Origin of the sequence: Flavobacterium granuli (genome assembly GCF_900129705.1) — a bacterium.
Classification (GTDB): domain Bacteria; phylum Bacteroidota; class Bacteroidia; order Flavobacteriales; family Flavobacteriaceae; genus Flavobacterium; species Flavobacterium granuli.
This window is the reverse complement of sequence record NZ_FQWO01000001.1, coordinates 40,447-67,250: the sequence shown is the minus strand read 5'-3', so window position 1 is coordinate 67,250 and position 26,804 is coordinate 40,447. Positions and strand designations below refer to the sequence as shown.

Here is a 26,804-nt window from a genome sequence, read left to right as displayed (position 1 = left end):
TGCGATACGATTCATCACAGTTATTTGTAAGTTTGTACAGCTTTTAAAAGCGCAATTAATAGTTAGAGTATGGGAAATATACCGCAGCTGCGAACCGTAAATGTCACAAGATACATCAGCCCTTTGAGGGAAGGAGGTTCTTTACCTGCATTGGCCGAAGCCGATGATGATTTTAAATATGTTTTAAAATTTAAAGGTGCCGGTCATGGCGTAAAAGCCTTAATTGCCGAATTGATAGGCGGGGAAATTGCGCGCGTATTGAAATTGCAAATTCCTGAATTGGTCTATGCTAATCTGGACGAGGCTTTTGGACGCATGGAAGCCGACGAAGAGATTCAAGATTTATTGAAGGGGAGCCAAGGACTCAATTTAGCCTTGCATTTTTTGTCTGGAGCCATCAATTATGATCCTGTGGTCACTGTTGTTGATCCTAAAATGGCCTCACAAATTGTATGGTTGGATGCCTATATTACTAATGTGGATCGTACCTTCAGGAATACTAATATGTTGGTTTGGCATAAAGAACTGTGGTTGATTGATCATGGAGCTTCTTTCTATTTTCATCATTCCTGGACCAATTGGGAAAAACATGCTCAAAGTCCGTTTGCACTTATAAAAGACCATGTTTTATTACCGCAAGCATCGATGTTAGAGGAAGCTGATGCCTTATTCAAATCTATCTTAACAACAGAAACATTGCAATCTATTGTAAATCTTATTCCTTTGGAATGGCTGGACTGGGAAGACACTGACCAAAGCCCTGAAGAAGTAAGAGAAGTGTATCTTCAGTTTTTATTGATGCGATTAAACCATTCCGAAATTTTTATAAACGAAGCACAAAATGCAAGAAAAGCACTTATATGAATATGCCGTAATTCGGGTGGTGCCAAGGGTAGAACGCGAAGAATTCCTCAATGTGGGCATTATTCTCTTTTGTAAAAAAGCAAAGTTTATAAAGGTTATATATACAATTGAGAAATTGAAATTACGATTGTTTTCCGGAGAATTAGATTTGGAACAACTGGGGTTAAATCTGGAGGCTTTCCAGCAAATAGCACATGGAACCAAGCAGGGTGGACCCATTGCACAATTTGATTTGCCTTCCCGTTTTCGATGGTTAACAGCACTGAGGAGTTCGGCTATTCAAACCTCCAGACCGCATCCGGGTCTTTGCGATGATTTAGAAAAAACCACCCAACGCCTGTTTGAAGAACTGGTTTTGTGATTTTTTTTACTCTAAACGAAAGCCAAGAGAAGCAATAGAAAAGTGGAAATACAATCGAAACTGCGTATTAAAATAACAGAAGTTATCCGATATTTTTCTGTAGTACAATAAATTCCAACGGCTGATGGCTAATGGGAATATGGACATCGCTTGCCGGAAAGGCTTCTCTTTTTCCGGTATCAATATAACCATGACGTTTGTACCAGGCGATCAATTCTTCTCGAACGGAGATAACTGTCATTACAATTTTGGGTAAACCTACTGCCAAAGCATGAATTTCAGCCTGTTGTAATAATTTTTTACCCAGACCGCTATTTTGCAATTCAGGAGAAACGGTCAGCATTCCTAAATACAATTGATCTTCTTTTTCGACTAACAAAACACAGGCTATAATACGATTGTCTTGGGTAAATTTTAGAATGGTATTATTTGGATTTTGAAGAATTTCAATCAGTTCCTCTTCAGTGGTTCTGAGGCCTTCTAAGAGATTGGCCTCGGTAGTCCATCCTTTTTTGGATGATGCTCCGCGATAAGCGGAATTGATTAATGTATTTAATGGGGAAACGTCTTCTATTGTTGCTTTTGTGATCATGCTACTATCTTCCTGAGTTCTGACTTTGTATCTTCAAAGATAAAAAAAACTAGAACAAAATGAGATTTAGTTCTAGTTCTGTATAGCAAATTATTTTGTGGTATCTTACTGAGAAATGTTTAATTTATTGGTTTTAATTTTCGTGGTTTACCAATGTTTTTAACAATATATCAGAATGGTCGAAAATATCATCTAATGTCAAAACTTCGGTTTTAGTTTCTTTTTTTTGATCATCGAATGTTCCTATAAATTTTTTACCACCGTTTAGGTAAAGTCTGCAAATTGCTTTTCGATTGTTGTCGTCTAAAAAAATCGCAAAATAGGATTGTGCATCTCTGTATGTTATTCTTGTGGCAGGAATTTTTTGGCGTAAAATAGTTTTTACAATCATAAATCCTTCTAGTTCCTCGTCTGTTGTATTTACTTTGCTAATTTCTTCGTTTGTTTCTTCATTAGATTTAACTTCTAAATTCTTTTCATCTTCTTTCGATAGAGCAGTTTTTAATCTTTCAGTAATTAGGTCGCTAATATGATGTTGAATTGATTTTTTAGTTAGTTCTGTAAATTGGTCCAATACCTTGGCCGTTACGACACTTGGATAAACTTGTTTTGCAAAATGTTTGACAAACTCAGGGGATGGATTATTAAGTTCTTGCTGAAGTAAGTTTTTTAATTCATTCATGAATTTTAATTCACTTGCAGTATTTACAATGCTTTCGGCATTGAAATTTGCCTTATGAAATTTTTTCAACTCTTCTATTTGGTTGTCTTTAATTTCAGTGATATTGAACTCTAAAAATGGTTTTTCATCCATTTTATTTGATGCAACTAAATCAGAATAAAAGCGATAGATAATTCCATTTGTTAAAATCCCAAATTTAGCTTTGGATACATGAAAATACCTTAACAATTGTCCATCATGAATATTTAGATTTTGAGCCCAATGTTTGCATTCGATAAGGATGGTGGGATTTCCATCTTTGAAGATGGCATAATCTATTTTTTCCCCTTTTTTAATGCCTATATCTGCAATAAATTCAGGTACAACTTCTAATGGATTAAAAACATCATAACCCAAACTTTGTAAAAAAGGCATAACGAAGGCGTTTTTTGTCGCTTCTTCAGTTTGAATTTGTTCTTTTAGCTTGTTTGCCCGATCAGCAATTAATTTAATTTGGTCTTTTAAATCCATTTTTAGTTTTTTTAATTAATAGTGAATTTCGTTTGTTTTCTATAATTGAGAAATTAGGAACATAATCATATTTATAAAAAAGGATAAACTCATTTTTTACAATTTCATTTTAATTAAAAAGTTAGTCTGCTTGTTGCAACTATATCAAATATAACCATTTATTCCTACAAAAGATACGTTGTAATCGTTTTATATTGTTTTTGTAGTTTCTAAACGGTGGTATTGTCATAATGCAATAGCTTTTAATTATTACTTTTCAGGCTGATTGTTTTTCGATTGAATACTAAAAAAGTCCTAAAAAAAGGAATAAACTTGGTGCTTTGTAGGTTGTTTTTAGTATTTTGGCGCTAGAATCAATTACAACTAACAGATTAGTATGAAATATAGAGTCGCTACTGCGTCATTGAATCTCAGAGATTTTCCGGCAACAGATCATAATTCCAAAATTTTAACACAAATTCCTTTTAGGCATACCGTTAAATTAATTGATAAAACAACAACCGATTGGTGGAAAGTAAAACTTTTAAACGGGGACAAAGAGGGTTTTGTTCTTTCAAAAGATATTGAAGCGCTTGACGAAAGCAATATAAAAAGTACTGATATTGAAGTGCCTAATTTTGAACCAAGCTCAAAATCAAGACTAGACAGTAAAGAAGAAACCTACAAGCCGATTAGTGATCCTTCAATTCCTTTTAGGGATCTAACGAGCCTTGAGTCTAAATTAAGCTCAATTCGCGGTATAATCGATGCGCTGGATGTGTCAAGGAGTTTTCGTTATGAGAAAGACGCAGCGGATACGTATTGCAATATTTACACCTTTGATTATTGTTTTTTTGCCAAGGTTTATATTCCCAGATTGCGATGGACTGATAAAGCGATCGAAGAACTTGAAAAAGGCAATGAAGTCGCTGTTGTTTTTGGCGATACGGTAAGACCATTTTATTCGAATTATATTTACGATTGGTTTTTACAATCGGCAAAGGAATTTGGATGGCAAAGAATCGATAATGTAGACGAACTTCAAAACAAAGTGAATGCCAATGGCGGAGTAGGAATCATCTGTGCCAAAAGATTTATCTTGAATAAATCCGGACATATTGTTGTGGTGGTTCCCGAAACAGATACCGAAAAAGCATATAGAAAAGACGGTAAAGTCATTTATCCATTGCAATCTCAGGCAGGAGCTGATAATTACAATTATTTTTCAGAAATCAGAAAAGATTGGTGGGACAATAAAGATCCGGAAAAAGGCTATTCCTCGGCAATATTTTATTACCATGAGTAAAAATTCCAGTCAATAATTACACTTTTTCTAACTTTAGTGAAAGTGTAATTATTGATGGACATGAAAGGCTAGTCTAATGCTGGCTGTTAATTTTTAATTAGCAAAGAACTGCAAAAACCTTTTTCATAATAAGTAGCATGTAAACTGCTGTATATTTGATTGTAAATGAGGATAGGATCGTTGGATTCTATTCTAATCCCCAACATGTTTTCTAAAAGCGCAATAAAGTTTGACGGAACAACGGTTTCTTTGCCTTGTATAATCGATTCATAGACAAAATTATTCCATTCCAAGTCACAAATAGGGTTTTCGATTGGAGTCAAAAGCGAATGATCCATGATAAAAACAAGAAAATTCAAAACTTCTTGTAAGTATTTTTCGTCGAAATAATCAAACATTCGAAACTCAATTCCATGATTTTTGTGCTTGTGGAAATTGATGTCAAGTCCTATTTTGTCAATTTTCTCATAATCCGAAATTTCAGAATAACGGTTTACCCACCACAACGGATTTTCGTGCATAGGGTGTTCGTCAAAATTCATCTGAACAATTTTTCCGGTTTTCATCACATTAGTGTCATAAGTTCCCACTCCAATGTATCTTGACATAGCGCATCGTTGTGAAGCTTTAGTCAAATTGACGCTGCAGTCATGGTGCGACAGATAATCCGAAGAACCGAATTTGATCATAAACAACGGACTCAACCATTGAAATAATCGAATGGCGCTCTGGTGTTTTTTTATAAAATCTATTTTGTCCTTAATTTCTCCATCTTTATTTAATTCTGTAGGAATGGTTAAATTAAAATGATAGGTCATATTATTGAAAACAGAATAGTTTTCATTATTTGAAATAAATATGGCAAAAGGATGATTCTCTGAACATATTTTTATGGCGCCATAATCGCTAAAGATTTTCTCTTTCTCAAAGGCGTTTTGCAAATTATTGATGAAACCTTTTTTGATCGTTGCCAGTTCACTAATCACCGAATCAACATCCGTTTTGTAAAATTTTTGGGTAACAAATTCAACTGTATCACCGTCAAAAATAAATTCTTTTTGAAGCTCGTCTGTAAAATAAGGATTGTGTTTTTGTAATATTTCGAATATGCTTTCCCCCGTATATTCAGGATTAGGCTCATTATCGATAGGATCAAAAGTTTTATGCTGATTATTGATGTCTGTTTTTGTAAACGAATGGGAGTTCATCAATACGGGCAAATAATACTCTTTGTCGGATAATATTTTTTGCAATGAATTCGTGTATATATTCTCTTTGTAATTCTTGAAATGATTGACACTGTATTTTTCATGAAGTCCTTTAGTTAACAAGAAATGTTTGTCCACCACACGATGATTTTCAAACTCTAAATAACATTCATTTTCGATTCCTACGCCCCAATACAAATCGTTTGATCGATATTGATTCCTGTAATCTTTGTGTTTATCCAATAATTCAATTTCAAAACTGACATCATTCATGCTATGATCCGTCATAAATTTTTTTCTCCTTCTTTTTAAAAATTATGTTGATATGGGAAGCTACTTTATCAGGTAGTTTTTTTAAAGTATTTTTAATCTGTTGGGTTTCTTTTTAAATAAGATTCGAACAGTTTCTTAGATACTTATTGTTGTGTTTTTTAGTGGGGGCAGGTTGTTTTTTTTTATTCTTCGAAGACCTGAATATAGACAACTCAATTTTCCTGCAAAAGTAGGTATAAAATAGCTGATATTCAAGTTATATTTTTAGGCGCCAAGTTTTATTTTTTTTGGCAGTGAAATTTATCGTTGTTTTATTGCTGTAATTGGCTAAATGACTCATATTTATAGAATTAAAAATAAAAACAAAAAGGCTAATGGATTGTCTTTTTTCTTCTAAAATGTGATTTTTACAGTTGTGAATTGGTTTTGTAATCGAAATTTTAGGACATAATAAAAAACGACTAAAAGAAATTTTTAGTCGTTTTTTATTTGTTTTTTGAAACTTATTTTAACCTAAAAAAGCTTTCAATTCTTCGTAGCTTTTAATTTTAGTGCTTACTTTTTCTTTATTCATCACACTTTCTATTTGTGTAGGAATAGGCAGTTTTATTTTTAGTAAAGGTTCCACCACATCCAAGAATTTGATAGGATGTGCCGTTTCTAAGAAAACACCAATCGCATTGGGGTAATTTTTTAATTCTTTTTTCAACCCTAAATAGCCTACGGCACCATGCGGTTCAGCTATATAACCATCGGTTTCAAAAATGGATTTCATGGCTTTTTTTGTTTCTTCATCCGTAAATGAATAAGACGAAAAATCTTTGCTGAATTGTTCCAAATCATTTTGGTACATTTCCTGAATGCGAATGAAATTACTTGGATTTCCCACATCCATCGCATTCGAAATAGTTGCCTTGGAAGGTTTTGGGTCGTAAATGCCTTTTTCTAAAAAGCGGACTACCGTATCATTCACATTCGTCGAAGCGACAAAATGAAGTAGGGGTAGCCCCAATTTTTTAGCCATAATCCCGGCACAGATATTTCCAAAATTCCCGCTTGGGCAGGAAAAAACCAGTTCTTTGTTTTGCTTCTTCAAGGCTTTGTAAGCAAAGAAAAAATAGAACATTTGGGGCAACCAGCGCGCAATATTGATCGAGTTTGCCGATGTCAGGTTTTTATGTTGTAGACTTTCGTCTAGAAACGCTTTCTTGACCATATCCTGACAATCATCAAAAACGCCGTCCACTTCCAGCGCTTTTATGTTTTGTCCCAGAGTTGTGAGTTGTTTTTCCTGAATGTCACTCACCTTTCCCGAAGGATATAAAATCACGACTTCAACGCCATCAACGCCCAGGAAACCGCTGGCAACGGCACCGCCAGTATCTCCGGATGTGGCGACAAGTACGGTATTTTTACTGTCTTTTTTATCTTTGTTAAAATACGCCAAACAGCGCGACATGAAACGCGCTCCCACGTCCTTGAAGGCCATCGTAGGTCCGTGAAACAATTCAAGGGAATAAATTCCTTTTTCGACTGCAACGACAGGAAAATCAAAACATAAGGTTTCGGCAATGATTTGTTTTAAGGCAGCTGCTGGAATTTCATCTCCCACAAATGGCTGGATGGCTTCAAAAGCAATTGCTTCGTGACTTAAATTTTCGATATTATCAAAAAAAGCTTGCGGCAAAGGTGTGATTGTTTCGGGAAAATACAATCCTTTATCGCTGGCTAATCCTTGTATTACGGCTTCTTTAAAAGAAACTTTTGGTGCATTATGGTTTAAACTGTAATATTTCATTATGATTTTTGATTGAGGATTAACGATTTGTGATTTTTTTCGCAACATTAAGTTACATCTGAAATCAAAAAGCGTTAATCAAAATTCTTATATTATTTTCATTCCTTGGTCATTCACTTTAGAAACATGAATTTCGTAAGGGAGATTCATTTCTTCATAGACGGCACTCATGGCTTTTGCGATTTTTTGAGCGGTTGCCGCCCCTTTGCTTAAAGCAAAAATAGAGGGCCCGGAACCGGATATTCCTGAACCCAAAGCGCCATTTTCTAAAGCGGTCTGTTTGATTAAATCAAAACCCGGAATTAAGACACTGCGAATGGGCTCCACAATTTCGTCATGTAACGAACGGCCTATCAAGTCGTAATCCTGAGTGTATAAACCGGCAATCAATCCGCCCACATTTCCCCATTGCATAATGGCACTTTTTAGAGAAACGTTTTGTTTTAATACCGAACGCGCATCCGAAGTTTTCAATTCAATCTGCGGATGTACCACCGTAGCGTATAATTCCGAAGGACTTTCAATTTTTATGATGTCCAATGGAGTATAGCTTCTCACCAAGGTAAAGCCACCCAAAAGAGCAGGAGCCACATTATCGGCATGCGCGTTTCCGCAGGCAAGTTTTTCGCCTTGCATGGCAAATTGTACCAAATCTTTTATCTCAAAAGGACTTTCCAGCAAAGCATTGATGCCAAAAACGGCTCCCGCAGCACTCGCAGCACTGCTCCCAATACCGCTTCCGGCTTTGATGTTTTTGTAAATTTCGATATCAAATCCGATGGTTATTGGACCCAATTTAGCTTCTACAGCTTCAATCAGTGCCAAAGCGGCTACTCCGGCTACATTTTGTTCGGTTTCCAGCGGCAAATCGGCACCCACAATTTTAGTGATGCGAATTCCTTTGGTGGTCGATTTTTTGATAATCATTTCATCGCCCACATTGTCTAAACACAAACCCAGGACATCAAAACCACAGGATAAATTAGCGATTGTGGCCGGGCAGAATATTTTTATTTCGTTCATATTATGAGTCTTAAAGTGGTAAAGTCGTAGAAATAGGCACGAAATCAAGTGAATGATTTTCGAACTTTATAGCATTCGACTTTACGACTGAGTTATACATTTCCTATTCTGATTACATCGGCAAAAATCCCCGAAGCGGTTACGGCGGCTCCCGCACCGGCGCCTTTTATCAACAATGGCTGATCGACGTAACGATCCGTATAGAACAATACGATATTGTCTTTTCCTTCCAAATTGTAAAAAGGATGGTCTTTTGGGATAAATTGCAAATCAACGCTTGCTTTGCCATTTTCGAATTGAGCAACAAATTTCAATCGGCTGTCTTTTTCTTTGGCTTCCGCCAAAATTCCTTCGAAATGACTTTTATGTTCTATTAAGGATTTAAAAAAATCCTCGTTATTTGATGTGTCCATGCATGCTGCGGGAAGGAAGGATTTATTTTCAATTTCTTCAATTTCCATTTGGTAACCGCTCTCGCGAATCAAAATTAAAATCTTTCGGGCAACGTCAATTCCGCTCAAATCAATCTTTGGATCGGGCTCTGTAAATCCTTGTACACCGGCTTCTTTTACCACGTCGTGAAAAGAGCTCCTTTCATCAAAATTATTAAAAATAAAATTCAGACTTCCAGACAAAACAGCTTGTATTTTATTGACTTTATCACCAGAAGCGACTAGATTTTTTACAGTATCTATAATAGGTAATCCCGCGCCAACATTGGTTTCAAAAAGAAAAGGGGCATTGAACTTTCTGGATAAATTTTTGAGGTTTTTATAATTGTCATAAGCGGAGGAACAGGCAATTTTGTTGCAAGTTACCACGGCCACATTTTCCCTTAAATAGTGTTCGTATGTTCTGGAAACAGTTTCATTGGCGGTGATGTCCACAAAAATACTGTTGCGTAAATTCAATTTTTTTACTTTTTCGATAAATAACTCTTTGTTGGCTTCCTCGCTATTTTCTAAAGCGGACTGCCACGATTTTAGATCAATTCCGTCTTCGTCAAAATGCATTTTTCTGGAATTGGACAAAGCGATAACTCTGAGGTTTATTTTTAAGTTGTCTTTGAGGAATTTTTTTTGCTGATTGATTTGTTCGATAAATTTTTCGCCCACGTTCCCAACTCCCATCACAAACAGGTTCAGCTGTTTGGTATTGTCTTCAAAAAAACGTTCGTGAAGGCTGTTCAGCGCTTTTTTTACGTCTCTTTCGTTGATTACCACTGATATGTTTCTTTCGGATGCGCCTTGGGCAATGGCTCGAATGTTGACATTGTTTTTTCCTAAAGTACTGAACATTTTGCCGCTCAAACCCTGATGATTTTTCATGTTTTCTCCCACCAGAGCCGCAATGCAAAGGTTTTTTTCGACGATACAAGAATCTATTTTGTTTTGTAAAATCTCAATTTCAAAAGCTTTGTTGATCGCATTTTCGGCAAGATCAGCATCAGTATTCAGAATTCCGATGCAGATGGAATGCTCAGAAGAGGCTTGGGTAATGAAAATGACATTAATGTTTTCTTGTGACAATACCTCAAATAACCTTTTGGATGAACCCGAAACTCCAATCATACCGGAACCTTCTAAGGTTATCAATGTAATATTGTCGATATGGCTGATTCCTTTTACAGGATTAGTGTGGTGAAATACGTTATTTGAAATGCAAGTGCCGATAGCTTCCGGTTCAAAAGTGTTTTTAATATGGATGGGAATGTTTTTCCTCAAAACAGGTTGGATTGTTGGAGGAAACAACACTTTGGCACCAAAATGAGACAACTCCATCGCTTCCTGATAAGAAATTGAGGCGATAGGTCGGGCTTGTTTTACTATTTTCGGATTGGCGGTATACATACCGTTTACATCAGTCCAGATTTCCAAATCGCTTGCATGCAGCGCTCCGGCGATTATGGCAGCAGTATAATCGGAACCACCGCGGCCTAAAGTAGTCGTAATTCCGTCAAGAGTAGAAGCAATAAATCCGGGCATCACCACAACTTGGCTGTCATCGGAAGCAAAAAACTCAGTGATGTTTTGGTTTGTAAGTTCAAAATTGACAGCGGCTTTGCCAAAATTGCTGTTAGTTTTGATCAGCTCGCGGCTGTCTTTATAACTGGAGTTTTTTAAATTCTGTTTTAATGCTTCGGCAATAATATACGAAGATAATAATTCGCCAAAGCTCAAAATCGTATCTGATGTTCTGCGGGACAATTCCCCTAAAAGGAAACAGCCATCCAATAAGGTCTCCAGATGATTGATGATTCGTTTGATATGACTCAGCAAGCTGCTTTGTTGACTTACAGGAATAAGTTCTTTTAGTGTATCTAAATGTTTTTTCTCGATTTCGGCTACAATTTCTTTGTAACTTTCGTCTTTAGCGGCGGCTTTTGTGGCGGCCAACTGAAGCAAATCAGTTACTTTACTCAGTGCCGATACCACTACGACTAGTTTATCTTGTTTTGCCTGATGGAGAACTATGTTGAGGACTAATTTTATATTTTGGGCATTGGCAACGGAAGTTCCGCCAAATTTTAATGCTTTCATTCTAATTGTTTTTATTTTGAAAAAAGGATTGAGCTATTTATGTGTGTGATTCTTCTCTTTCTAAAAAAAAAGAAAAATATAAATATAGGTTTATATGTAAAATGTATACCCCTAAGGGGTAGTGGTAGTTGTTGTAGTAATTGTAGAAGTAGCAGAAGCCGCAACTCTAATTGGAGTTGTTAGTGAAGAATGATATGTTGTTCTGTTACTTGACATTATGGTTTTTCAAATGTACGGTTTTTTTACAAACTCAAAAGCTGTAACAGTCTTTTTGCGAATATTTTAAAAAGGAATAGGGAATTTGGCTCTCGCTGACTATTTCTTAATTTAGGCGCCTTTTGTTGATACAATCATTTTTTTTTTTGCCAAAATAAGAGATTTGCTTGAAGGCTTTTTTGGAATTTTAATTCGATAAATTAGTCCACTTTAAGGCCAATCAGCAATTGTTTGTCTATTGTTTTAATAACGAGAGAAGTTTTTAAAAAAGAGCTATTCCAAATTATTGGCTGTTAAAAACATAATTTATATAATCATAAAGAATATGATAGTAACGTATTAATTAGCTAAGATTTGTTAAATGGATGTATATTGATGAGATTTTTAAATTATTATTAATATATGTTGCTTTTTAATATTGATTTATTGAATTTTGGCTTCTTAAATTCGATACCCGATGGATAATAAACATTATATAAGTACTGCTGTACTTTCCTTAGAAATAGTTCAAGAGATTATTTCACAACATAAATTATTGGAATTGTCTGAAGAAGCCAGGGTAAATATTCAAAAATGCAGGGATTTTTTGGATAAAAAGATGGCTTCACATTCTGAACCTATTTATGGAATAAATACCGGTTTTGGCTCACTTTGTAATGTCAAAATATCCAATGAGAACTTATCAAAATTGCAGGAAAACTTAGTTAAATCGCATTCTTGCGGGACAGGTGAAGAGGTTCCTGCTGAAATTGTAAAACTGATGTTGTTGCTCAAAATTCAATCTTTGAGTTATGGGCATTCTGGGATTCAATTGCAAACAGTCGAGCGTTTGATCGCTTTTTACAATAATGATATTCTGCCGGTAATTTATACTCAGGGATCGCTGGGAGCTTCGGGCGATTTGGCCCCACTGGCTCATTTATCTTTGCCTTTGTTGGGTGAAGGGGAAGTTTATTTTGAAGGCAAAAAAGTACATTCTTCAGAAGTATTGAAGCATTTTGAATGGGAACCAATTGTATTACAGTCCAAAGAAGGTTTGGCCCTATTGAACGGCACGCAGTTCATGAGTGCTTATGGAGTTCATATTTTGATGAAAGCCAATAAATTTTCATATCTCGCCGATTTGATCGCATCGATATCATTGGAAGGCTTTGATGGTCGTATTGAGCCTTTTCACGAATTGATCCATTTTATTCGTCCTCATAAAGGACAAATCGTAACAGCGAATCGCATTAAAGGATTCTTAGAAGGAAGTGAAATTATTGAACAGGAAAAAACGCACGTTCAGGATCCCTATTCTTTCCGTTGTGTGCCGCAAGTTCATGGCGCTTCTAAAGATGCTATTGATTATGTAAGAAAAGTTTTTAAAACAGAAATTAACTCGGTTACCGATAATCCAAATATTTTTATTGAGAGTGACGAGATCATTTCGGGGGGGAATTTTCATGGGCAACCTTTAGCATTGGCATTAGATTTTATGGCAATCGCCTTGGCAGAATTAGGAAGTATTTCTGAGCGCAGAACCTATCAATTGATATCGGGATTGCGAAATCTACCTGCATTTTTAGTGGATAATCCGGGACTGAATTCGGGTTTTATGATTCCACAATATACCGCGGCGAGTATTGCCAGTCAGAATAAGCAATTGGCCACGCCCTCAAGTATAGATAGTATTGTTTCCAGTAACGGACAGGAGGATCATGTGAGTATGGGCGCTAATGGCGCGACAAAAGCATTGCGTATCATGGATAATCTGGAGCGTATATTAGCGATCGAGCTGATGAATGCTTCCCAAGCGATTCAATACCGAAGACCATTGCAATCGAGTGATTTTATCGAGATGTTTTTGAGCTCTTATCGTGAGGAAGTTCCGTTGGTTACAGAGGATAGAATTTTACATTATGACATCGAAAAAACGGTTTCTTTTTTAAATAGTTTTCAGATTGAAGAAGATTTGTTAACAATGGCTTAACATTATCTTAAAATAAAGAATTAAATTTGTCCCCAAAAAATAAATAAAAATGTCATTAAATAGTATTTTCCAATTTTTAGTTCCAAAGGACAAGAAGTTTTTCCCGCTTTTCGAGGAAGCATCCACTAACTTGATTGAATTAGCTTCAAACTTGCACGAAGCGGTTAATTTGCCTTTAAAAGAAAGAGAAGTTCTTTTTCAAAAAATAGACAAATTAGAACAAAGAGGTGAGGATATTACGCGTCAGACTAATTTAGAGTTAAGTAGAAACTTTATCACTCCATTTGATAGAGAAGACATACACTCTTTGATTACATCAATTGACAATGTGGCTGATAACCTTCAAGGTGCTGCAAGCAGAATGAGATTGTATCAAGTGGATAAGATTACGAAGTCGATCAGAAAATTGACCGAAATTAATCTTGAGGCTTGTCAGAATATTGATGCTGCAGTGAAAGAATTGAAAAACTTCAAAAACATCAAGAATATTACTGAAGCTTGTGCTAGAATTAGTAAGTTAGAGAACAAGTCAGATAATGTTTATAATAAAGCAGTGTTTGAAATTTTTGAAAATGAAACTGACGCAAAAAATATAATTAAATACAAGGAAGTATTGTCTGTTTTAGAAACGGCAACAGATAAGTGTAAAAGTGTGGCAGGTGTTTTAGAATCAATTGCTGTAAAGCATTCTTAATTTAATCAGTTACTTTCTGAAATTACATTTATGGAATTTACTTTACTTATAGTTATTATTTTTCTGGCTCTTGTGTTTGATTACATCAATGGTTTTCATGATGCAGCCAATGCGATAGCTACCGTTGTTGCCACAAAAGTGCTGTCTCCTTTTCAGGCGGTAGTTTGGGCAGCCTTCTTTAATTTCCTTGCCTATTGGGTTTTTGGTTTTGGGGTGGCAGATACGGTTGCTAAAACGGCCAATACGCTTGAGATCAATCTGGTGGTGATTCTCGCCGGTGTTATAGCAGCCATTATTTGGAATTTATTTACCTGGTGGCAGGGGATCCCTTCGAGTTCTTCTCATACTTTAATTGGTGGTTTTGCTGGTGCGGCCATTGCGCATGCCATTGCTGTCCACGGTTTTTTTGAATATACAATTGTTGAAGGTGCAGAAATACACAAAGCCTATTGGTACGATACGGTGAACTGGTACACTGCCGGAAAAGACGGTGGTTTTCCTTCGGGGGTTATGGTCATCGTTGCTTTTATCGTTTTGGCTCCTTTATTAGGTGCTTTAATGTCTTACTTTATTTCAATCTGGCTTCTTAGTGCTTCTAAAAAAAGTATTTATCCTAAGATATTTACAGCAGCTTTGATGTTGTTAACGATCTGGTTTGTTGAAAGTCAGATGATTTATTACGATCAAATTAAAAAACCACGTTTTGATTCCCATTTTTGGAGTGTTGTTTTCGAATCACATAATATTAAATGGTTTTTAGTTGCTTTCATTATTTTGTCGATCAGTAGTTTTTGTTTGCTGTTTAGTAGTTTGAACTTACACCAATCGGCATCTTGGTTAAAAAAGATGCAGCTGTTGTCTTCTGCGGCCTTTAGCTTAGGTCACGGTGGAAATGATTCTCAAAAAGTAATGGGGATTATAGCGGCAGCCGTTACGGTTTACATCCATACTAGCGGAATTGCTCAAGAAAGTCTTCCTCATTGGTTGGATGTTGTGCTTCCAAATGAAGCTGGTGATTTCAGAATGCCAGAATGGATTCCATTAGCTTGTTATTCTGCTATTGCTGCAGGAACTTTAAGTGGTGGATGGAAGATTGTAAAAACAATGGGTTCAAAAATTACAAAAGTGAGTTCTTTTGAAGGGGTTGCTGCAGAAACTGCCGGAGCATTAACTTTATATTTTACTGAGCATTTCAAAGTGCCTGTGAGTACTACGCATACTATTACTGGTTCTATTATCGGTGTAGGTTTGACGAAAAGAGTTTCTGCTGTACGTTGGGGAGTTACGGTAAGTCTTTTATGGGCTTGGGTTCTAACCATTCCAATTTCTGCAATTTTAGCAGCATTGATTTATTATTTCCTTAGTTTGTTCTTCTAGAAGAGATCCTAAAATCATATAAAAAACCATTAACATTGTTAATGGTTTTTTGTTTTTGTCCAAAATAGGATTGGGTATGATTTAGAGATTGTTTTCGTGAAAGCAGTTTGTAACAGTGAAACCATTTTATTTATATCCAATACTGAAACTCGGGGATTTAGTTGTTGTATTTCTAATTATTCCTGATGTAATTCGGTGTTAATTTCGATTGAATTACTTAAAATAAGATGTATTGGACACTTATTTGCAATGGCTAATAATCTTGCTCTTTGATCCGCGTCCAGATCTCCAAACAGTTGAATTATACGCTCAATTTTGGTTTTATTTTCTGATGGATCTCTATCGACTGTGACTTCGACTTTTACATCAGTTAAATTCCATTCTTTTCTGTTGGCATACATGCGCAAGGTAATGCAGCTACAGGCCGCTAAAGAAGAGGCTAGTAACTCCTTAGAGTCAAATCCTAAATCGCTTCCGCCGTTGCTTTCGGGTTCATCAGCGATTAGGATATGATTTGGCGATTTTATTTCTGTTCTGTACAGTTGTGTACCAATGTGTGCTGTTATTTTAGTCATAGCCGATAGTGTTTATTTTGCTCAGGAAGCGGGACAAATTCATTTTCGCCGGGAACTTTATCAAAAGTTTGTGCCAGCCATTTGTCTTTAGCTTTTTCAATCAGTTCTTTGGTTGAAGCTACAAAATTCCAATAGATAATTCTTTCTTCGGGAAAAGCTTCTCCTCCAAAAATATAGATAGTTGTGTTTTCTGCCATTTCGAAAGAGCAAAGTTTGCTGTCTTTGGCTACCAAAAGCTGTTTGGGTTCAAAAATATTGCCCTCACTTTCAATGCTGCCTTCTAAAATATATAAGCCGCTTTCGCCAAATAAATAGTCTCCAATAGTCACCGTTTGACGACTGCGGCTTTTTAATTCTAAAAGATAAAGCGGGCTGTAAACCGGAACTGGTGATTTTTTGCCTAGAACCTCGCCGGCTATGAGTTTAAATGCAACATCTCCCAGTTGCCATTCTGGAATTTCATTCTCAGGGACATGAAAAAAGGAAGCTTCTATTTCTTCCAATTCCTTTGGCAAAGCTACCCAAATTTGAAGTCCGTGTAGCATTTTATCGGAATTACGTAAATATTCAGGTGTTCGCTCTGAATGGACAATTCCTTTTCCTGCAGTCATCCAGTTGATTTGTCCGGGTTTGATTTCCATTTCGGTTCCCAGGCTGTCTTTGTGCATAATACTGCCTTCAAACAAGTAAGTCAAAGTGGAAAGTCCAATATGAGGATGCGGTGGAACATCGAGATTTTCGTAATTGCTCATACAAGTGGGTCCCATATGGTCGATGAATGCAAATGGCCCTACCATTCTTTTTTCTCGAAAGGGAAGCAATCGTCCTACCATAAAATTGCCAATGTTACTTGGGCGTTCTTCTATTATCAGTTTTATATTTGACATTTTGGCGTTTTTTGATCTATAAATTTAATAAATTAATCTTCTAATAAATTTAATTTTTCCATAAGTAGATTATCGAATAGTAAGATGATTTTAGGCCAAGTAGCCTTGATAAAAAGTTCAGGCGTTAATCATGTTTTTTCTCTAGGTTCAGAGCTTAAAATTAAAGTTATCGTTCATCCGTTAGATTTGCTTTGGATGGAAAGCTCTTTTTTAATTGATTCCGCTTAAATTTTTATGAATGCGTCTTCTTTTAAAGTGGGTTTGACGAAGTTGCTTTTCTCCGGAAATAATACTGATATTTCCGTCAATTTCAAGCATAGCCAGCTTTACATCTGTAAAATGTTCGACTCCATGTTCCCTCATGGCTTCTTTTAATTCTTCGGATGTGATATTTAATTTGCTTAAGGTCTTAAAATCCAGATTTCCGTTGTGAATGAGGATTTCGGGTTTGTCTTGCATCAAATCACTTATTTTTGGATAGCGATACATCAATTTTTTAAAAATATAATTGATTGTAAAAAGCACTATTGCAGCTGCTAAACCGCCCCAAAGACTACTGTTGTTTCCTACCATGGCATTTTGAACGGCATTGCTTATCAGTAAAATCAGAATAACATCGGCTGTATTAAGCTGCGATAATTCTTTTTTGCCAAATAAGCGCAACGCAATCAGCATAAATAGGTATACGCTTGTACTTCGGATAATGATGTCAAGATAGGGGTTCATATTTTTAAATGTTCAGTCTCGGTGTTCAAATCCATAGCAGATTGTACTCTGCAGCAGAGAATGAACAATTTAAAACTATTTTAGTTTGAAATTTTTCTCTATGGCTCTAATCATTTCACCTGCAATGTCTTTGTTTGTAGCTCCTTCTATTCCTTCTAACCCCGGGGAAGAATTCACTTCCAATAATAAAGGACCTTTGGAAGAGCGAATGATATCAACACCTGCCACTTTTAAGTCCATTGCTTTGGCTGCTTTTATGGCGATGCGCTTTTCTTCGCTGGTTGCTTTTATTACTGATGCGGTTCCTCCAAGATGGATATTGGCTCTGAATTCTCCAGGCATGGCCTCACGCTGAATGGAGGCTACTACTTTGCCGTCTATTACAAAACAACGAATGTCTTTTCCGTTAGCTTCTTTGATGAATTCTTGGACTAATATGTTGGCATTTAGACTTTTGAAAGCATTAATTACACTTTCGGCCGCTTTTTTAGTTTCGGCTAATACAACTCCTTTTCCCTGAGTTCCTTCGAGTAATTTTACGATTAAAGGTGGGCCTCCAACCATTTTTATCAAATCGTTGGTATCTAAAGGAGAATTAGCAAAACCGGTTGTTGGTATTCCTATTCCGCTATTGAGCAGTAGTTGTAAAGAGAATAATTTATCACGCGATTGGGTGATTGCTGATGCTGAATTCAAACAGAAGACTTTTAATGCTTCAAACTGTCTTGTTAAAGCACAACCATAAAAAGTGATACTAGGCCTTATTCTTGGGATAATAGCATCAAATTGATTTAAAATTATTCCTCCTCTGTAATGAATTTCAGGTGTTTTTGCATCTAGTTTCATGTAGCATTCCTTGATGTTCAAAAAATGCATTTCGTGTCCGCGCATTTCGCCAGCTTCCATGATTCGTTTGTTACTGTACAGTTCAGGATTGCTGGCCAAAACACCAATGCGAAGACCTGAACTGGCTTTCTCGGAATTTTTATATAATTCTTTGAGGCTGTCTGATGTGGGTTGTCCTAAAAGATATTTTTGTTCCGGATCAACAAGAACCCTTCCGCTCATGGCTTCCCTGCCCAAAAGCATTCTGAAACCCATAGAATCTCTATTGGTTAATGTCATTTCTATAGGCCAATTTGAATCACCAATCTTCAAGGAAGTCTGAATAACGTAACGTTGTTCTCTAAATCCACTAGAGCTTTTTACGATTCTTTTGTCAATTAGCGGCGCTTCACAATGGATTACGGTCTTTAAGTTGTTTTGGATAGGGTTGATGTCAAATTTAACCCAATTAGTGTCGTTTTTAATGAACGGAGCTATGTTTATGGCATGTAAAGCAGAGGTCTTAGCTCCTGAATCTACACGGGCTTTGATTGTAGGAATTCCTAATTCAGGAAATGAACACCATTCTTCGCTGCCAAGTATAACTTTGTTTTGAGACATATATCAATTTTGTTTAGACTGTTTTATAAAAACCAAATGTAAATATTTGTTTTTAAAAAAGGTTTAATTTCTATAAAGAATAAGCCCGTTATGTTATAAAAACGTAACGGGCTTATTGGGTTGCTGCAGATAGAATTAGCTACAGATTAGTTGGCTCAATTGCTTTTTTTATTTTTACCGTCAATTCTTGAGCGCCTTCTTCGATATCCATGAAGATTTCGTCGCCAGAAGCAATTTTAGAAGTGATAATCTCTTCGGCAAGTGTATCTTCTACATATTTTTGAATAGCTCTTTTTAGCGGTCTTGCTCCAAATTGCTTGTCAAATCCTTTTTCGGCAATAAACGCTTTGGCTTTATCGGAAAGACTCAAGTGGTATCCTAAGTCGGCTATTCTGGCATATAATTTTTTCAATTCAATTTCGATAATCAAATCAATGTCATGTTTTTCTAGCGTGTTGAATACAATTACGTCATCAATTCGATTTAAAAATTCAGGAGCAAAGGTTTTCTTTAACGCATTTTCAATGATGCTTTTCGAGTTATCCTCGGCATTTGCAGTTCTTGCAGCAGTTCCAAAACCAACTCCTTGACCGAAATCTTTTAATTGTCTGGCTCCTACATTAGAAGTCATGATAATTATAGTGTTCTTGAAATCAATTTTTCGACCTAAGCTATCGGTTAAAAAACCGTCGTCTAATACTTGTAACAACATATTGAAGACGTCTGGATGTGCTTTTTCAATCTCATCCAATAAGACTACACAATAAGGTTTTCTGCGAACTTTTTCGGTTAATTGCCCACCTTCTTCATAGCCTACATAGCCTGGAGGTGCTCCAACCAAACGGGAGATGGCGAATTTTTCCATGTATTCGCTCATGTCAATTCGTATCAGTGCATCCTCAGAATCAAATAATTCTTTGGCGAGTACTTTGGCTAGTTGTGTTTTTCCAACTCCTGTTTGTCCCAGGAAAATAAATGAACCAATTGGTCGGTTTGGATCTTTTAGACCTGCGCGATTTCTTTGTATGGCACGAGCAATTTTTAAAACGGCTTCTTTTTGACCTATTACTTTGCTTTCAATTAACTCCGGTAATTTGGCCAGTTTGTTGCTTTCGGTTTGGGCAATACGATTTACCGGTATTCCGGTCATCATAGAAACTACATCGGCCACATTGTCTTCTGTAACTTCAATACGATTGTTCTTAGCATCTTCTTCCCATTGTTCTTGGGCAATAGCGAGGTCTTTTTCAATGCGTTTCTCGTCATCGCGAAGTTTCGCTGCTTCTTCGTATTTTTGCTTTTTAACAACTACATTTTTCAACTCTCTAATATCTTCTAATTGACGTTCTAGATCCAGAATCTTTTTAGGAACTTCAATATTGGTGATATGCACACGCGAACCCGCCTCGTCCAAAGCATCAATAGCCTTGTCTGGTAAGAATCGTTCAGACATATAGCGATCCGTTAGCTTTACGCAAGCTTCAATCGCTTCTGCCGAATAAGTGACATTGTGGTGGTCTTCGTATTTGTTTTTTACATTGTTCAAAATGGTAATCGTTTCTTCTACAGATGTTGGTTCAACAATTATTTTTTGAAAACGTCTTTCTAAAGCGCCGTCTTTTTCAATGTATTGTCTGTATTCATCTAGTGTTGTTGCGCCAATACATTGGATTTCTCCTCTGGCTAAAGCCGGTTTAAACATGTTTGAAGCATCCAATGAACCTGTAGCTCCACCAGCACCAACAATGGTATGAATTTCGTCAATAAAAAGAATGATATCGTCATTTTTTTCCAATTCATTCATCACTGCTTTCATGCGCTCTTCAAATTGTCCGCGGTATTTAGTTCCGGCGACAAGGCTGGCTAAATCTAAGGTTACGACGCGTTTATTGAATAAGATGCGGGAAACTTTCTTTTGAATGATGCGTAAGGCTAGGCCTTCGGCAATGGCTGATTTTCCAACTCCAGGTTCTCCAATAAGAAGTGGGTTGTTCTTTTTACGACGGCTCAAAATTTGACAAACGCGTTCAATTTCTTTCTCGCGTCCTACAACAGGGTCTAGTTTTCCTTCTTCGGCCATTTCGGTCAAATCTCTTCCAAAATTATCTAAAACAGGTGTTTTGGATTTCTTGTTTGATTTGTTAGCCGGATTATTGAAATTCCCTTCTTTCAGACTGTCATCTTGTCCTAAATCGTCATTATAAGAGTCGCTCGCTTTGGGCAAGTTCTCTAAAAAATCGTCTTCGTTTGGAGTCATATTTAGATATTGTTCTTTAGCTACGTCGTAATCAATCTTTAATTTATTGAGTAGCTTGGTTGTTGGATCGTTTTCGTTTCTTAAAATGCACAATAATAAATGTGCCGTGCTGATAGAGGAGCTTTGGAAAACTTTTGCTTCTAAGAAAGTGGTTTTTAAAGCACGCTCAGCTTGGCGTGTCAGGTGCAGGTTTTTCTTTTCTATATTAGTATCTATGCTAGGGCTTGCTGGGCTTAGGATTTCTACTTTCTTGCGTAAATGGTCTAGATCAACTGAAAGGTTGTTTAATATTTGAATTGCCTTACCATTACCATCTCTAAGGATGCCCAGCATTAAATGCTCGGTTCCTATAAAGTCATGTCCCAATCGCAAAGCTTCTTCTTTGCTATAGGTAATAACGTCTTTTACTCTAGGTGAAAAATTATCATCCATAATATATTTGGTATATGTAAATTTAGTGATTTCAGTAATTAAAAACAAAAATCATTCCTTTATGAAATCATGTCAGCTAAGAGACAAAAAAAACGATAGAATAACATGAAATCAGCCTTAATTTAGTAAACAAAAACAATGTTTATTTGTTAATAAATCATTGAAATTAATGAGTAAATATACCTTTAAGAATTTCTAAAAGACGTATATTGGCACGTTTTGAAACTAATATAATTTTTTAATATAACAACTTATGTCTGAAGGAGAAAAGTTAATTCCTATTAACATAGAAGATGAAATGAAATCAGCTTACATTGATTACTCAATGTCAGTAATTGTATCAAGGGCGCTTCCAGATGTTAGAGATGGTTTGAAACCAGTGCATCGAAGAGTTCTTTATGGAATGTATGATTTAGGAGTTTTTTCAAATAAAGCCCATAAAAAATCCGCTAGAATTGTCGGAGAAGTTTTAGGAAAGTATCACCCACATGGAGATACATCCGTTTATGACGCTATGGTTCGTATGGCTCAAGAATGGAGCATGCGTTATTTATTAGTGGATGGTCAAGGTAACTTTGGTTCTGTTGATGGGGATAGCCCGGCAGCCATGCGTTATACTGAGGCCAGAATGAAAAAGATTTCGGAAGAAATCATGGCAGATATCGAAAAAGAAACGGTTGATTTTCAACTAAACTTTGATGATACTTTGTATGAGCCAAAAGTAATGCCAACTAGAGTTCCAACTTTGTTAGTAAATGGAGCGACTGGAATTGCGGTAGGTATGGCAACTAATATGCCTCCACACAATTTAACGGAAGTTATCAATGGTACCTTGGCGTATTTAGATAATAATGATATTGAAATTGACGAATTGATGAATCATATTAAAGCACCAGATTTTCCAACTGGAGGTGTTATATATGGTTATGAAGGCGTGCGTGAAGCTTTCAAAACAGGAAGAGGTCGTGTTGTAATGCGTGCCAAGGTTGGTTTTGAAGAAGTTGACGGAAGAGAATCAATCATCGTTACTGAAATTCCATATCAGGTGAATAAAGCCGATATGATTAAGCGTACAGCTGACTTGGTTAATGAAAAGAAAATTGAAGGAATTGCTAACATTCGCGACGAATCAGATAGAAACGGTATGCGTATCGTTTATATTTTGAAACGAGATGCAACTCCAAATGTTGTTTTAAACACGCTTTATAAGTACACACAGCTACAATCTTCATTTAGTGTTAATAATATTGCATTAGTAAAAGGGCGCCCACAAATGTTGAATCTAAAAGATATGATTCATTATTTTATTGAGCACCGTCACGATGTTGTAGTTCGTAGAACACAATTCGAATTGCGTAAAGCAGAAGAGAGAGCGCATATTCTTGAAGGTTTAATTATTGCTTCAGATAATATTGACGAAGTAATTGCCCTGATCAGAGGCTCTAAGAATACAGAAGAAGCTCGTGAAAAATTAATCGAAAGATTTAAATTGTCTGATATTCAGGCACGTGCTATTGTTGAGATGCGTTTGCGCCAGTTAACAGGTCTGGAACAAGATAAATTAAGAGCAGAGTATGAGGAATTGATGAAGTTAATCGAGCATTTGAAAGCTTTATTAGCCGATGTTGATTTAAGAACCAATTTGATTAAAGAAGAGCTAGTTGAAATTCGTGAAAAATATGGAGATGAGCGTCGTTCTATAATTGAATATTCAGGAGGCGATGTAAGTATTGAAGATTTAATTGCTGATGAGAATGTGGTGATCACAATATCTCATGCAGGTTACATCAAGCGTACTAATTTGTCTGAATACAAAACCCAAAATAGAGGTGGGGTTGGTCAAAAAAGTGCCGGAACAAGAGATCAAGATTTCTTAGAGCACATGTTTGTGGCTACTAACCACCAATATATGATGTTCTTTACTCAAAAAGGAAAATGTTTCTGGATGCGTGTGTATGAAATCCCTGAAGGAAGTAAAACAGCCAAAGGTAGAGCAATCCAGAATTTGATCAATATAGAAAGTGACGATAAAGTAAAAGCATTTATTTGTACTCAAGACTTGAAAGATCAGGAGTATATTAAGAGTCATAACTTAGTTATGGTCACTAAAAAAGGTCAGGTTAAGAAAACATCTTTAGAGAAATATTCTAAACCTAGAGTAAATGGTGTCGCTGCAATTACCATTAAAGAAGGCGATGAATTATTAGAGGCAAAATTGACCAATGGTGAAAGTCAAATTATTTTAGCGGTAAAATCGGGTAAATTAGTTCGTTTTGAGGAAACTAAAACCCGTCCGATGGGAAGAACAGCATCGGGAGTTCGCGGAATTACTCTTAAAGATGATACTGATGAAGTAATTGGTATGGTTACTGTTGATAAAGACGATATAAATGATTCACAAATTTTAGTGGTAACCGAAAACGGATACGGTAAACGTACCAAATTAGTTGACGAAGATGGTGAGGATGTTTATAGAATTACAAACCGTGGTGGGAAAGGTGTCAAAACCTTGAATATTACTGAAAAAACAGGAAAATTAATCTCTATCAGTGCCGTTACGGATGCCGATGATTTAATGATTATCAACAAATCAGGCTTGACTATCAGAATGGCTATTGAAGATTTAAGGGTTATGGGACGTGCCACTCAAGGGGTTAAATTAATTAATCTTAAAGGTAAGGACTCTATCGCTGCTGTTACAAAAGTAATGAAAGATGATGTTGCTGAAGTGGTGGTTGATGAAGATGGTAATGTTGTAGAAACTGAAGCAATCGAAAGAGTAAAACCGGTATTGGAAGTTTTAGAAGATGACGGAGTTTTAGAAGATGATGAAGACGAAGATGATGAAGAGGAAGAACTGGATGAGGAAGCTGAAGAAGAGGATTCTGATGATGAAGCTTAAGCTGTAAATATTGAATAAACAAGAATAATTATTAAATACAAAAATTGAATTTTATGAAAAGTAAATATGTAATACTAGCATCAGCTTTATTGATATCGGTAGCTACTTTTGCTCAAAAGGATCAAATTAAAGCAGCTGAAAAAGCGCTAAAAAAAGGGGAGGCTCAAGAAGCAGCAACAATTTTGCAAGGTGCAGAATATTTAGTTACCAATGCTGCTGAGGCAGAGAAAGCATTGTTTTTCTTTATAAAAGGAAATACGTTTTTGGAATTGGCTAATAAAAATATTGATACGGATAAAAATTTAAGTACCGCTGCTGCGGCTTATCAGGAGTTGATTGCTGTAGAAAAAGAGTCTGGTAAAGTAAAGTATTCTACTCAGGCTGCAACCTCTATAACAGATATAAAAAATAAGCTGATCAATGGTGCTATTGCTGATTCTAAGGTTGAAAAACATTCTGAAAGCGCCAAAAAATTATATGATGCTTATTTGTTAGACAAAAAAGACACCATCAATTTGTATTATGCCGCATCTACTTATGTTAATTCTAAAGAGTATGATAAAGCATTGGAATTGTATGATGTTTTGAAAAAACTGAATTATTCAGGAAAGGCTACAAATTATTTAGCAGTTAATAAAGTAAGTGGTCAGGAAGATCTTTTTGCTACTGCGCAAGAAAGAGATAAAATGGTGAAATTGGGAACGCATGAAAAACCAAAAACTGAGGTTGTTCCTTCAAAAAGAGGAGAGATATACAAGAATATAGCTTTGATTTTGGTTCAAAATGGAAAGATTGAAGAAGCTAAAAAAGCAGTTTCTGAAGCTAGAAAATTAAACCCGGAAGATTCTTCATTAGTATTAACGGAAGCTAATTTGTATCTGGAAACTAAAGACTTTGAAACTTACAAAAAGTTAATTGGAGAGGTTTTGGAGAAGAGCCCTAATGATGCTGATTTGGTTTTTAATTTAGGAGTAATCAGCGGTAATGCAAATAACAAGGCTGAGGCTGAGAAATATTACTTGCGTGCAATTGAGATTAAGCCGGATTATATCAATGCTTATATCAACTTAGCGGCTTTGAAACTGGAAGCTGAAAGACCTATTATTGATGAAATGAATAAATTAGGTACTTCTACAAAAGACATGAAGCGCTATGATGAGTTGAAGTTAAAGAGAGAAAATGTATTTAAGAGCGTAATTCCATTCCTTAAAAAAGGATACGAATTAGATCCTAAAAACGAAGATGTGGCTAAAACTCTTTTGAACGTTTACAGTGCTTTGGAGATGACTACAGAATATAAAGCATTGAAAGCTAAAATGTAAAATCGGATTGATATTGATAAAAAAACCTGTTTGAAATTATTTTCAAACAGGTTTTTTTTTAGATTATTTTTTTAATAACCCTAAGTTTGTGTGTGTGCTTATTGATTTCCGCATTGTAAATCCCTAAGTGATCTAATCTGTCGATTCTTATTTTTCCGCTGGCATGAATGATGTAATTGTTTTCCATTATGATGCCCACATGGGTAATGTTTCCTTCTTCGTTATCAAAAAAAGCCAGATCTCCGGGCTCGCTTTCTTCTATAAAACTTAGAGCTTCACCTTGGAGGGCTTGTTGCGATGCGTCTCGGAATAATTTATATCCATTGAGTTTGTAAACCATCTGTGTAAAACCGGAACAGTCTATGCCAAAAGGAGTTTTTCCTCCCCATAGATATGGAGCGTTAAGGTATAAAAAAGCGGTTTTTATCAGTTCTTTTTTGTCTTTAATGCCTTGGGTTGTTGTGCCTTCAAAATAAAATTGAGCGGTATTTATTTCCTTGTTTTTTAAAAAAGATAAGGACGAACCTAATGGAATGGGCAACAATAAATTAGACGGCGCAGTGATGTATTCTATTAAATCCGAATTCAAAACAATCACGTCATCAGATAACTGATTGTAGTTTTCTTCAGAAATTAATTGGTATTGTTTAGAATCTACCCAGCCCTCATAACTATCGTATTGTGTTTTAATGCGAGACCATTGTTTTGACTTTTCCAAAATTTCAAAATGTTCGCCAAACAGGACTTGGGAAACGATTTCACTTCTGTCGCTAGGTTCAAACCGAAGCGGGATTATAGCCAGATTACAAATTCCGAACATTTAGATTTTTTTATATTGAAAAAAAATGGTCTTTGTTTTTGT

Annotated in this window: 20 protein-coding genes; 8 read left to right on the top strand and 12 right to left on the bottom strand. The window is 36.0% G+C overall.

Translation table 11 applies throughout. The annotated features are described in order from the left end of the window. Window positions 1-69: 69 nt before the first annotated feature. Entirely contained in the window at window positions 70-864 is a 795-nt protein-coding gene (locus BUB25_RS00280) for a HipA family kinase (protein ID WP_072938010.1), read from the top strand. Next, window positions 842-1,225 carry a DUF3037 domain-containing protein gene (locus BUB25_RS00275; RefSeq protein ID WP_072938008.1) on the top strand — a complete coding sequence of 128 codons (384 nt, stop codon included), beginning with the start codon at window positions 842-844 and terminating at the stop codon, window positions 1,223-1,225. Before BUB25_RS00280 ends, BUB25_RS00275 begins: the two co-directional genes overlap by 23 nt. 82 nt (window positions 1,226-1,307) lie before the next feature. On the opposite strand, the gene BUB25_RS00270 is transcribed toward BUB25_RS00275, so the two are convergent. Next, window positions 1,308-1,817: a GNAT family N-acetyltransferase gene (locus BUB25_RS00270; RefSeq protein WP_072938006.1), complete on the bottom strand. Its 510-nt coding sequence runs from the start codon at window positions 1,815-1,817 to the stop codon at window positions 1,308-1,310. 133 nt (window positions 1,818-1,950) lie between these two features. After that, window positions 1,951-3,009 carry a type I restriction endonuclease gene (locus BUB25_RS00265; RefSeq protein WP_072938004.1) on the bottom strand — a complete coding sequence of 353 codons (1,059 nt, stop codon included), beginning with the start codon at window positions 3,007-3,009 and terminating at the stop codon, window positions 1,951-1,953. A gap of 376 nt (window positions 3,010-3,385) precedes the next feature. Between BUB25_RS00265 and BUB25_RS00260 the strand changes: the two genes are divergently transcribed. After that, complete coding sequence (locus BUB25_RS00260) at window positions 3,386-4,294, top strand: SH3 domain-containing protein (protein ID WP_072938002.1); 909 nt, start codon at window positions 3,386-3,388, stop codon at window positions 4,292-4,294. Window positions 4,295-4,380: 86 nt separating this feature from the next. Here BUB25_RS00260 and BUB25_RS00255 read toward each other — a convergent pair whose 3' ends face one another. From BUB25_RS00255 to thrA, 4 genes are all read right to left on the bottom strand, one after another. After that, window positions 4,381-5,790: a hypothetical protein gene (locus BUB25_RS00255; protein WP_072937999.1), complete on the bottom strand. Its 1,410-nt coding sequence runs from the start codon at window positions 5,788-5,790 to the stop codon at window positions 4,381-4,383. Between the two features lie 493 nt (window positions 5,791-6,283). Further along, window positions 6,284-7,573 (bottom strand): threonine synthase, encoded by a 1,290-nt coding sequence (gene thrC / locus BUB25_RS00250; protein ID WP_072939663.1) that lies wholly within the window; start codon window positions 7,571-7,573, stop codon window positions 6,284-6,286. Window positions 7,574-7,660: 87 nt separating this feature from the next. Beyond that, window positions 7,661-8,596: a homoserine kinase gene (locus BUB25_RS00245; RefSeq protein WP_072937996.1), complete on the bottom strand. Its 936-nt coding sequence runs from the start codon at window positions 8,594-8,596 to the stop codon at window positions 7,661-7,663. A gap of 92 nt (window positions 8,597-8,688) precedes the next feature. Continuing rightward, complete coding sequence (gene thrA, locus BUB25_RS00240) at window positions 8,689-11,136, bottom strand: bifunctional aspartate kinase/homoserine dehydrogenase I (protein ID WP_072937993.1); 2,448 nt, start codon at window positions 11,134-11,136, stop codon at window positions 8,689-8,691. Window positions 11,137-11,809: 673 nt separating this feature from the next. Here thrA and hutH point away from each other — a divergent pair. Genes hutH through BUB25_RS00225 form a run of 3 tightly spaced genes read left to right on the top strand, consistent with a single transcriptional unit; the run spans window position 11,810 to window position 15,395 of the window. After that, complete coding sequence (hutH, locus tag BUB25_RS00235) at window positions 11,810-13,324, top strand: histidine ammonia-lyase (protein WP_072937991.1); 1,515 nt, start codon at window positions 11,810-11,812, stop codon at window positions 13,322-13,324. 49 nt (window positions 13,325-13,373) lie between these two features. Beyond that, the gene (locus BUB25_RS00230) at window positions 13,374-14,018 is read left to right on the top strand and encodes a DUF47 domain-containing protein (protein WP_072937988.1); all 645 of its coding nucleotides are present in this window, start codon (window positions 13,374-13,376) and stop codon (window positions 14,016-14,018) included. 30 nt (window positions 14,019-14,048) lie between these two features. Continuing rightward, window positions 14,049-15,395 (top strand): inorganic phosphate transporter, encoded by a 1,347-nt coding sequence (locus BUB25_RS00225; protein WP_072937985.1) that lies wholly within the window; start codon window positions 14,049-14,051, stop codon window positions 15,393-15,395. 176 nt (window positions 15,396-15,571) lie between these two features. Here the strand turns inward: BUB25_RS00225 and BUB25_RS00220 are convergent, their stop codons facing one another. The 5 genes from BUB25_RS00220 to BUB25_RS00200 form a co-directional block, all read right to left on the bottom strand. Continuing rightward, window positions 15,572-15,970, bottom strand: coding sequence for an OsmC family protein (locus BUB25_RS00220; RefSeq protein ID WP_072937983.1), 399 nt, complete (start codon window positions 15,968-15,970; stop codon window positions 15,572-15,574). Then, entirely contained in the window at window positions 15,967-16,857 is an 891-nt protein-coding gene (locus BUB25_RS00215) for a pirin family protein (RefSeq protein ID WP_072937981.1), read from the bottom strand. The genes BUB25_RS00220 and BUB25_RS00215 overlap by 4 nt, the downstream gene beginning before the upstream one ends. 210 nt (window positions 16,858-17,067) lie before the next feature. Then, the gene (locus tag BUB25_RS00210) at window positions 17,068-17,583 is read right to left on the bottom strand and encodes a DUF421 domain-containing protein (RefSeq protein WP_072937979.1); all 516 of its coding nucleotides are present in this window, start codon (window positions 17,581-17,583) and stop codon (window positions 17,068-17,070) included. A 75-nt stretch (window positions 17,584-17,658) separates the two neighbouring features. Continuing rightward, complete coding sequence (rimK, locus tag BUB25_RS00205) at window positions 17,659-19,029, bottom strand: 30S ribosomal protein S6--L-glutamate ligase (RefSeq protein WP_072937977.1); 1,371 nt, start codon at window positions 19,027-19,029, stop codon at window positions 17,659-17,661. 139 nt (window positions 19,030-19,168) lie between these two features. Continuing rightward, a complete protein-coding gene (locus BUB25_RS00200) occupies window positions 19,169-21,718 on the bottom strand; it encodes an ATP-dependent Clp protease ATP-binding subunit (protein ID WP_072937975.1) in 2,550 nt (849 codons plus the stop codon). A 253-nt stretch (window positions 21,719-21,971) separates the two neighbouring features. Here BUB25_RS00200 and gyrA point away from each other — a divergent pair, with 253 nt between their 5' ends. Then, a complete protein-coding gene (gene gyrA / locus BUB25_RS00195) occupies window positions 21,972-24,620 on the top strand; it encodes a DNA gyrase subunit A (RefSeq protein WP_072937972.1) in 2,649 nt (882 codons plus the stop codon). A gap of 53 nt (window positions 24,621-24,673) precedes the next feature. Next, a complete protein-coding gene (locus tag BUB25_RS00190; protein WP_072937970.1) occupies window positions 24,674-25,942 on the top strand; it encodes a tetratricopeptide repeat protein in 1,269 nt (422 codons plus the stop codon). A 58-nt stretch (window positions 25,943-26,000) separates the two neighbouring features. On the opposite strand, the gene BUB25_RS00185 is transcribed toward BUB25_RS00190, so the two are convergent. Continuing rightward, entirely contained in the window at window positions 26,001-26,762 is a 762-nt protein-coding gene (locus tag BUB25_RS00185; RefSeq protein ID WP_072937967.1) for a C40 family peptidase, read from the bottom strand. Between the last annotated feature and the right edge of the window lie 42 nt (window positions 26,763-26,804).

Bases quoted from the DNA above. Each gene is read 5' to 3' on its own strand.
- rimK (WP_072937977.1), bottom strand. From the start codon at position 19,029: ATGTCTCAAAACAAAGTTATACTTGGCAGCGAAGAATGGTGTTCATTT.
- thrC (WP_072939663.1), bottom strand. From the start codon at position 7,573: ATGAAATATTACAGTTTAAACCATAATGCACCAAAAGTTTCTTTTAAA.
- BUB25_RS00190 (WP_072937970.1), top strand. From the start codon at position 24,674: ATGAAAAGTAAATATGTAATACTAGCATCAGCTTTATTGATATCGGTA.
- BUB25_RS00185 (WP_072937967.1), bottom strand. From the start codon at position 26,762: ATGTTCGGAATTTGTAATCTGGCTATAATCCCGCTTCGGTTTGAACCT.
- BUB25_RS00275 (WP_072938008.1), top strand. From the start codon at position 842: ATGCAAGAAAAGCACTTATATGAATATGCCGTAATTCGGGTGGTGCCA.
- BUB25_RS00260 (WP_072938002.1), top strand. From the start codon at position 3,386: ATGAAATATAGAGTCGCTACTGCGTCATTGAATCTCAGAGATTTTCCG.
- gyrA (WP_072937972.1), top strand. From the start codon at position 21,972: ATGTCTGAAGGAGAAAAGTTAATTCCTATTAACATAGAAGATGAAATG.
- BUB25_RS00265 (WP_072938004.1), bottom strand. From the start codon at position 3,009: ATGGATTTAAAAGACCAAATTAAATTAATTGCTGATCGGGCAAACAAG.
- hutH (WP_072937991.1), top strand. From the start codon at position 11,810: ATGGATAATAAACATTATATAAGTACTGCTGTACTTTCCTTAGAAATA.
- BUB25_RS00230 (WP_072937988.1), top strand. From the start codon at position 13,374: ATGTCATTAAATAGTATTTTCCAATTTTTAGTTCCAAAGGACAAGAAG.
- BUB25_RS00280 (WP_072938010.1), top strand. From the start codon at position 70: ATGGGAAATATACCGCAGCTGCGAACCGTAAATGTCACAAGATACATC.
- BUB25_RS00245 (WP_072937996.1), bottom strand. From the start codon at position 8,596: ATGAACGAAATAAAAATATTCTGCCCGGCCACAATCGCTAATTTATCC.
- thrA (WP_072937993.1), bottom strand. From the start codon at position 11,136: ATGAAAGCATTAAAATTTGGCGGAACTTCCGTTGCCAATGCCCAAAAT.
- BUB25_RS00200 (WP_072937975.1), bottom strand. From the start codon at position 21,718: ATGGATGATAATTTTTCACCTAGAGTAAAAGACGTTATTACCTATAGC.
- BUB25_RS00225 (WP_072937985.1), top strand. From the start codon at position 14,049: ATGGAATTTACTTTACTTATAGTTATTATTTTTCTGGCTCTTGTGTTT.
- BUB25_RS00220 (WP_072937983.1), bottom strand. From the start codon at position 15,970: ATGACTAAAATAACAGCACACATTGGTACACAACTGTACAGAACAGAA.
- BUB25_RS00270 (WP_072938006.1), bottom strand. From the start codon at position 1,817: ATGATCACAAAAGCAACAATAGAAGACGTTTCCCCATTAAATACATTA.
- BUB25_RS00210 (WP_072937979.1), bottom strand. From the start codon at position 17,583: ATGAACCCCTATCTTGACATCATTATCCGAAGTACAAGCGTATACCTA.
- BUB25_RS00215 (WP_072937981.1), bottom strand. From the start codon at position 16,857: ATGTCAAATATAAAACTGATAATAGAAGAACGCCCAAGTAACATTGGC.
- BUB25_RS00255 (WP_072937999.1), bottom strand. From the start codon at position 5,790: ATGACGGATCATAGCATGAATGATGTCAGTTTTGAAATTGAATTATTG.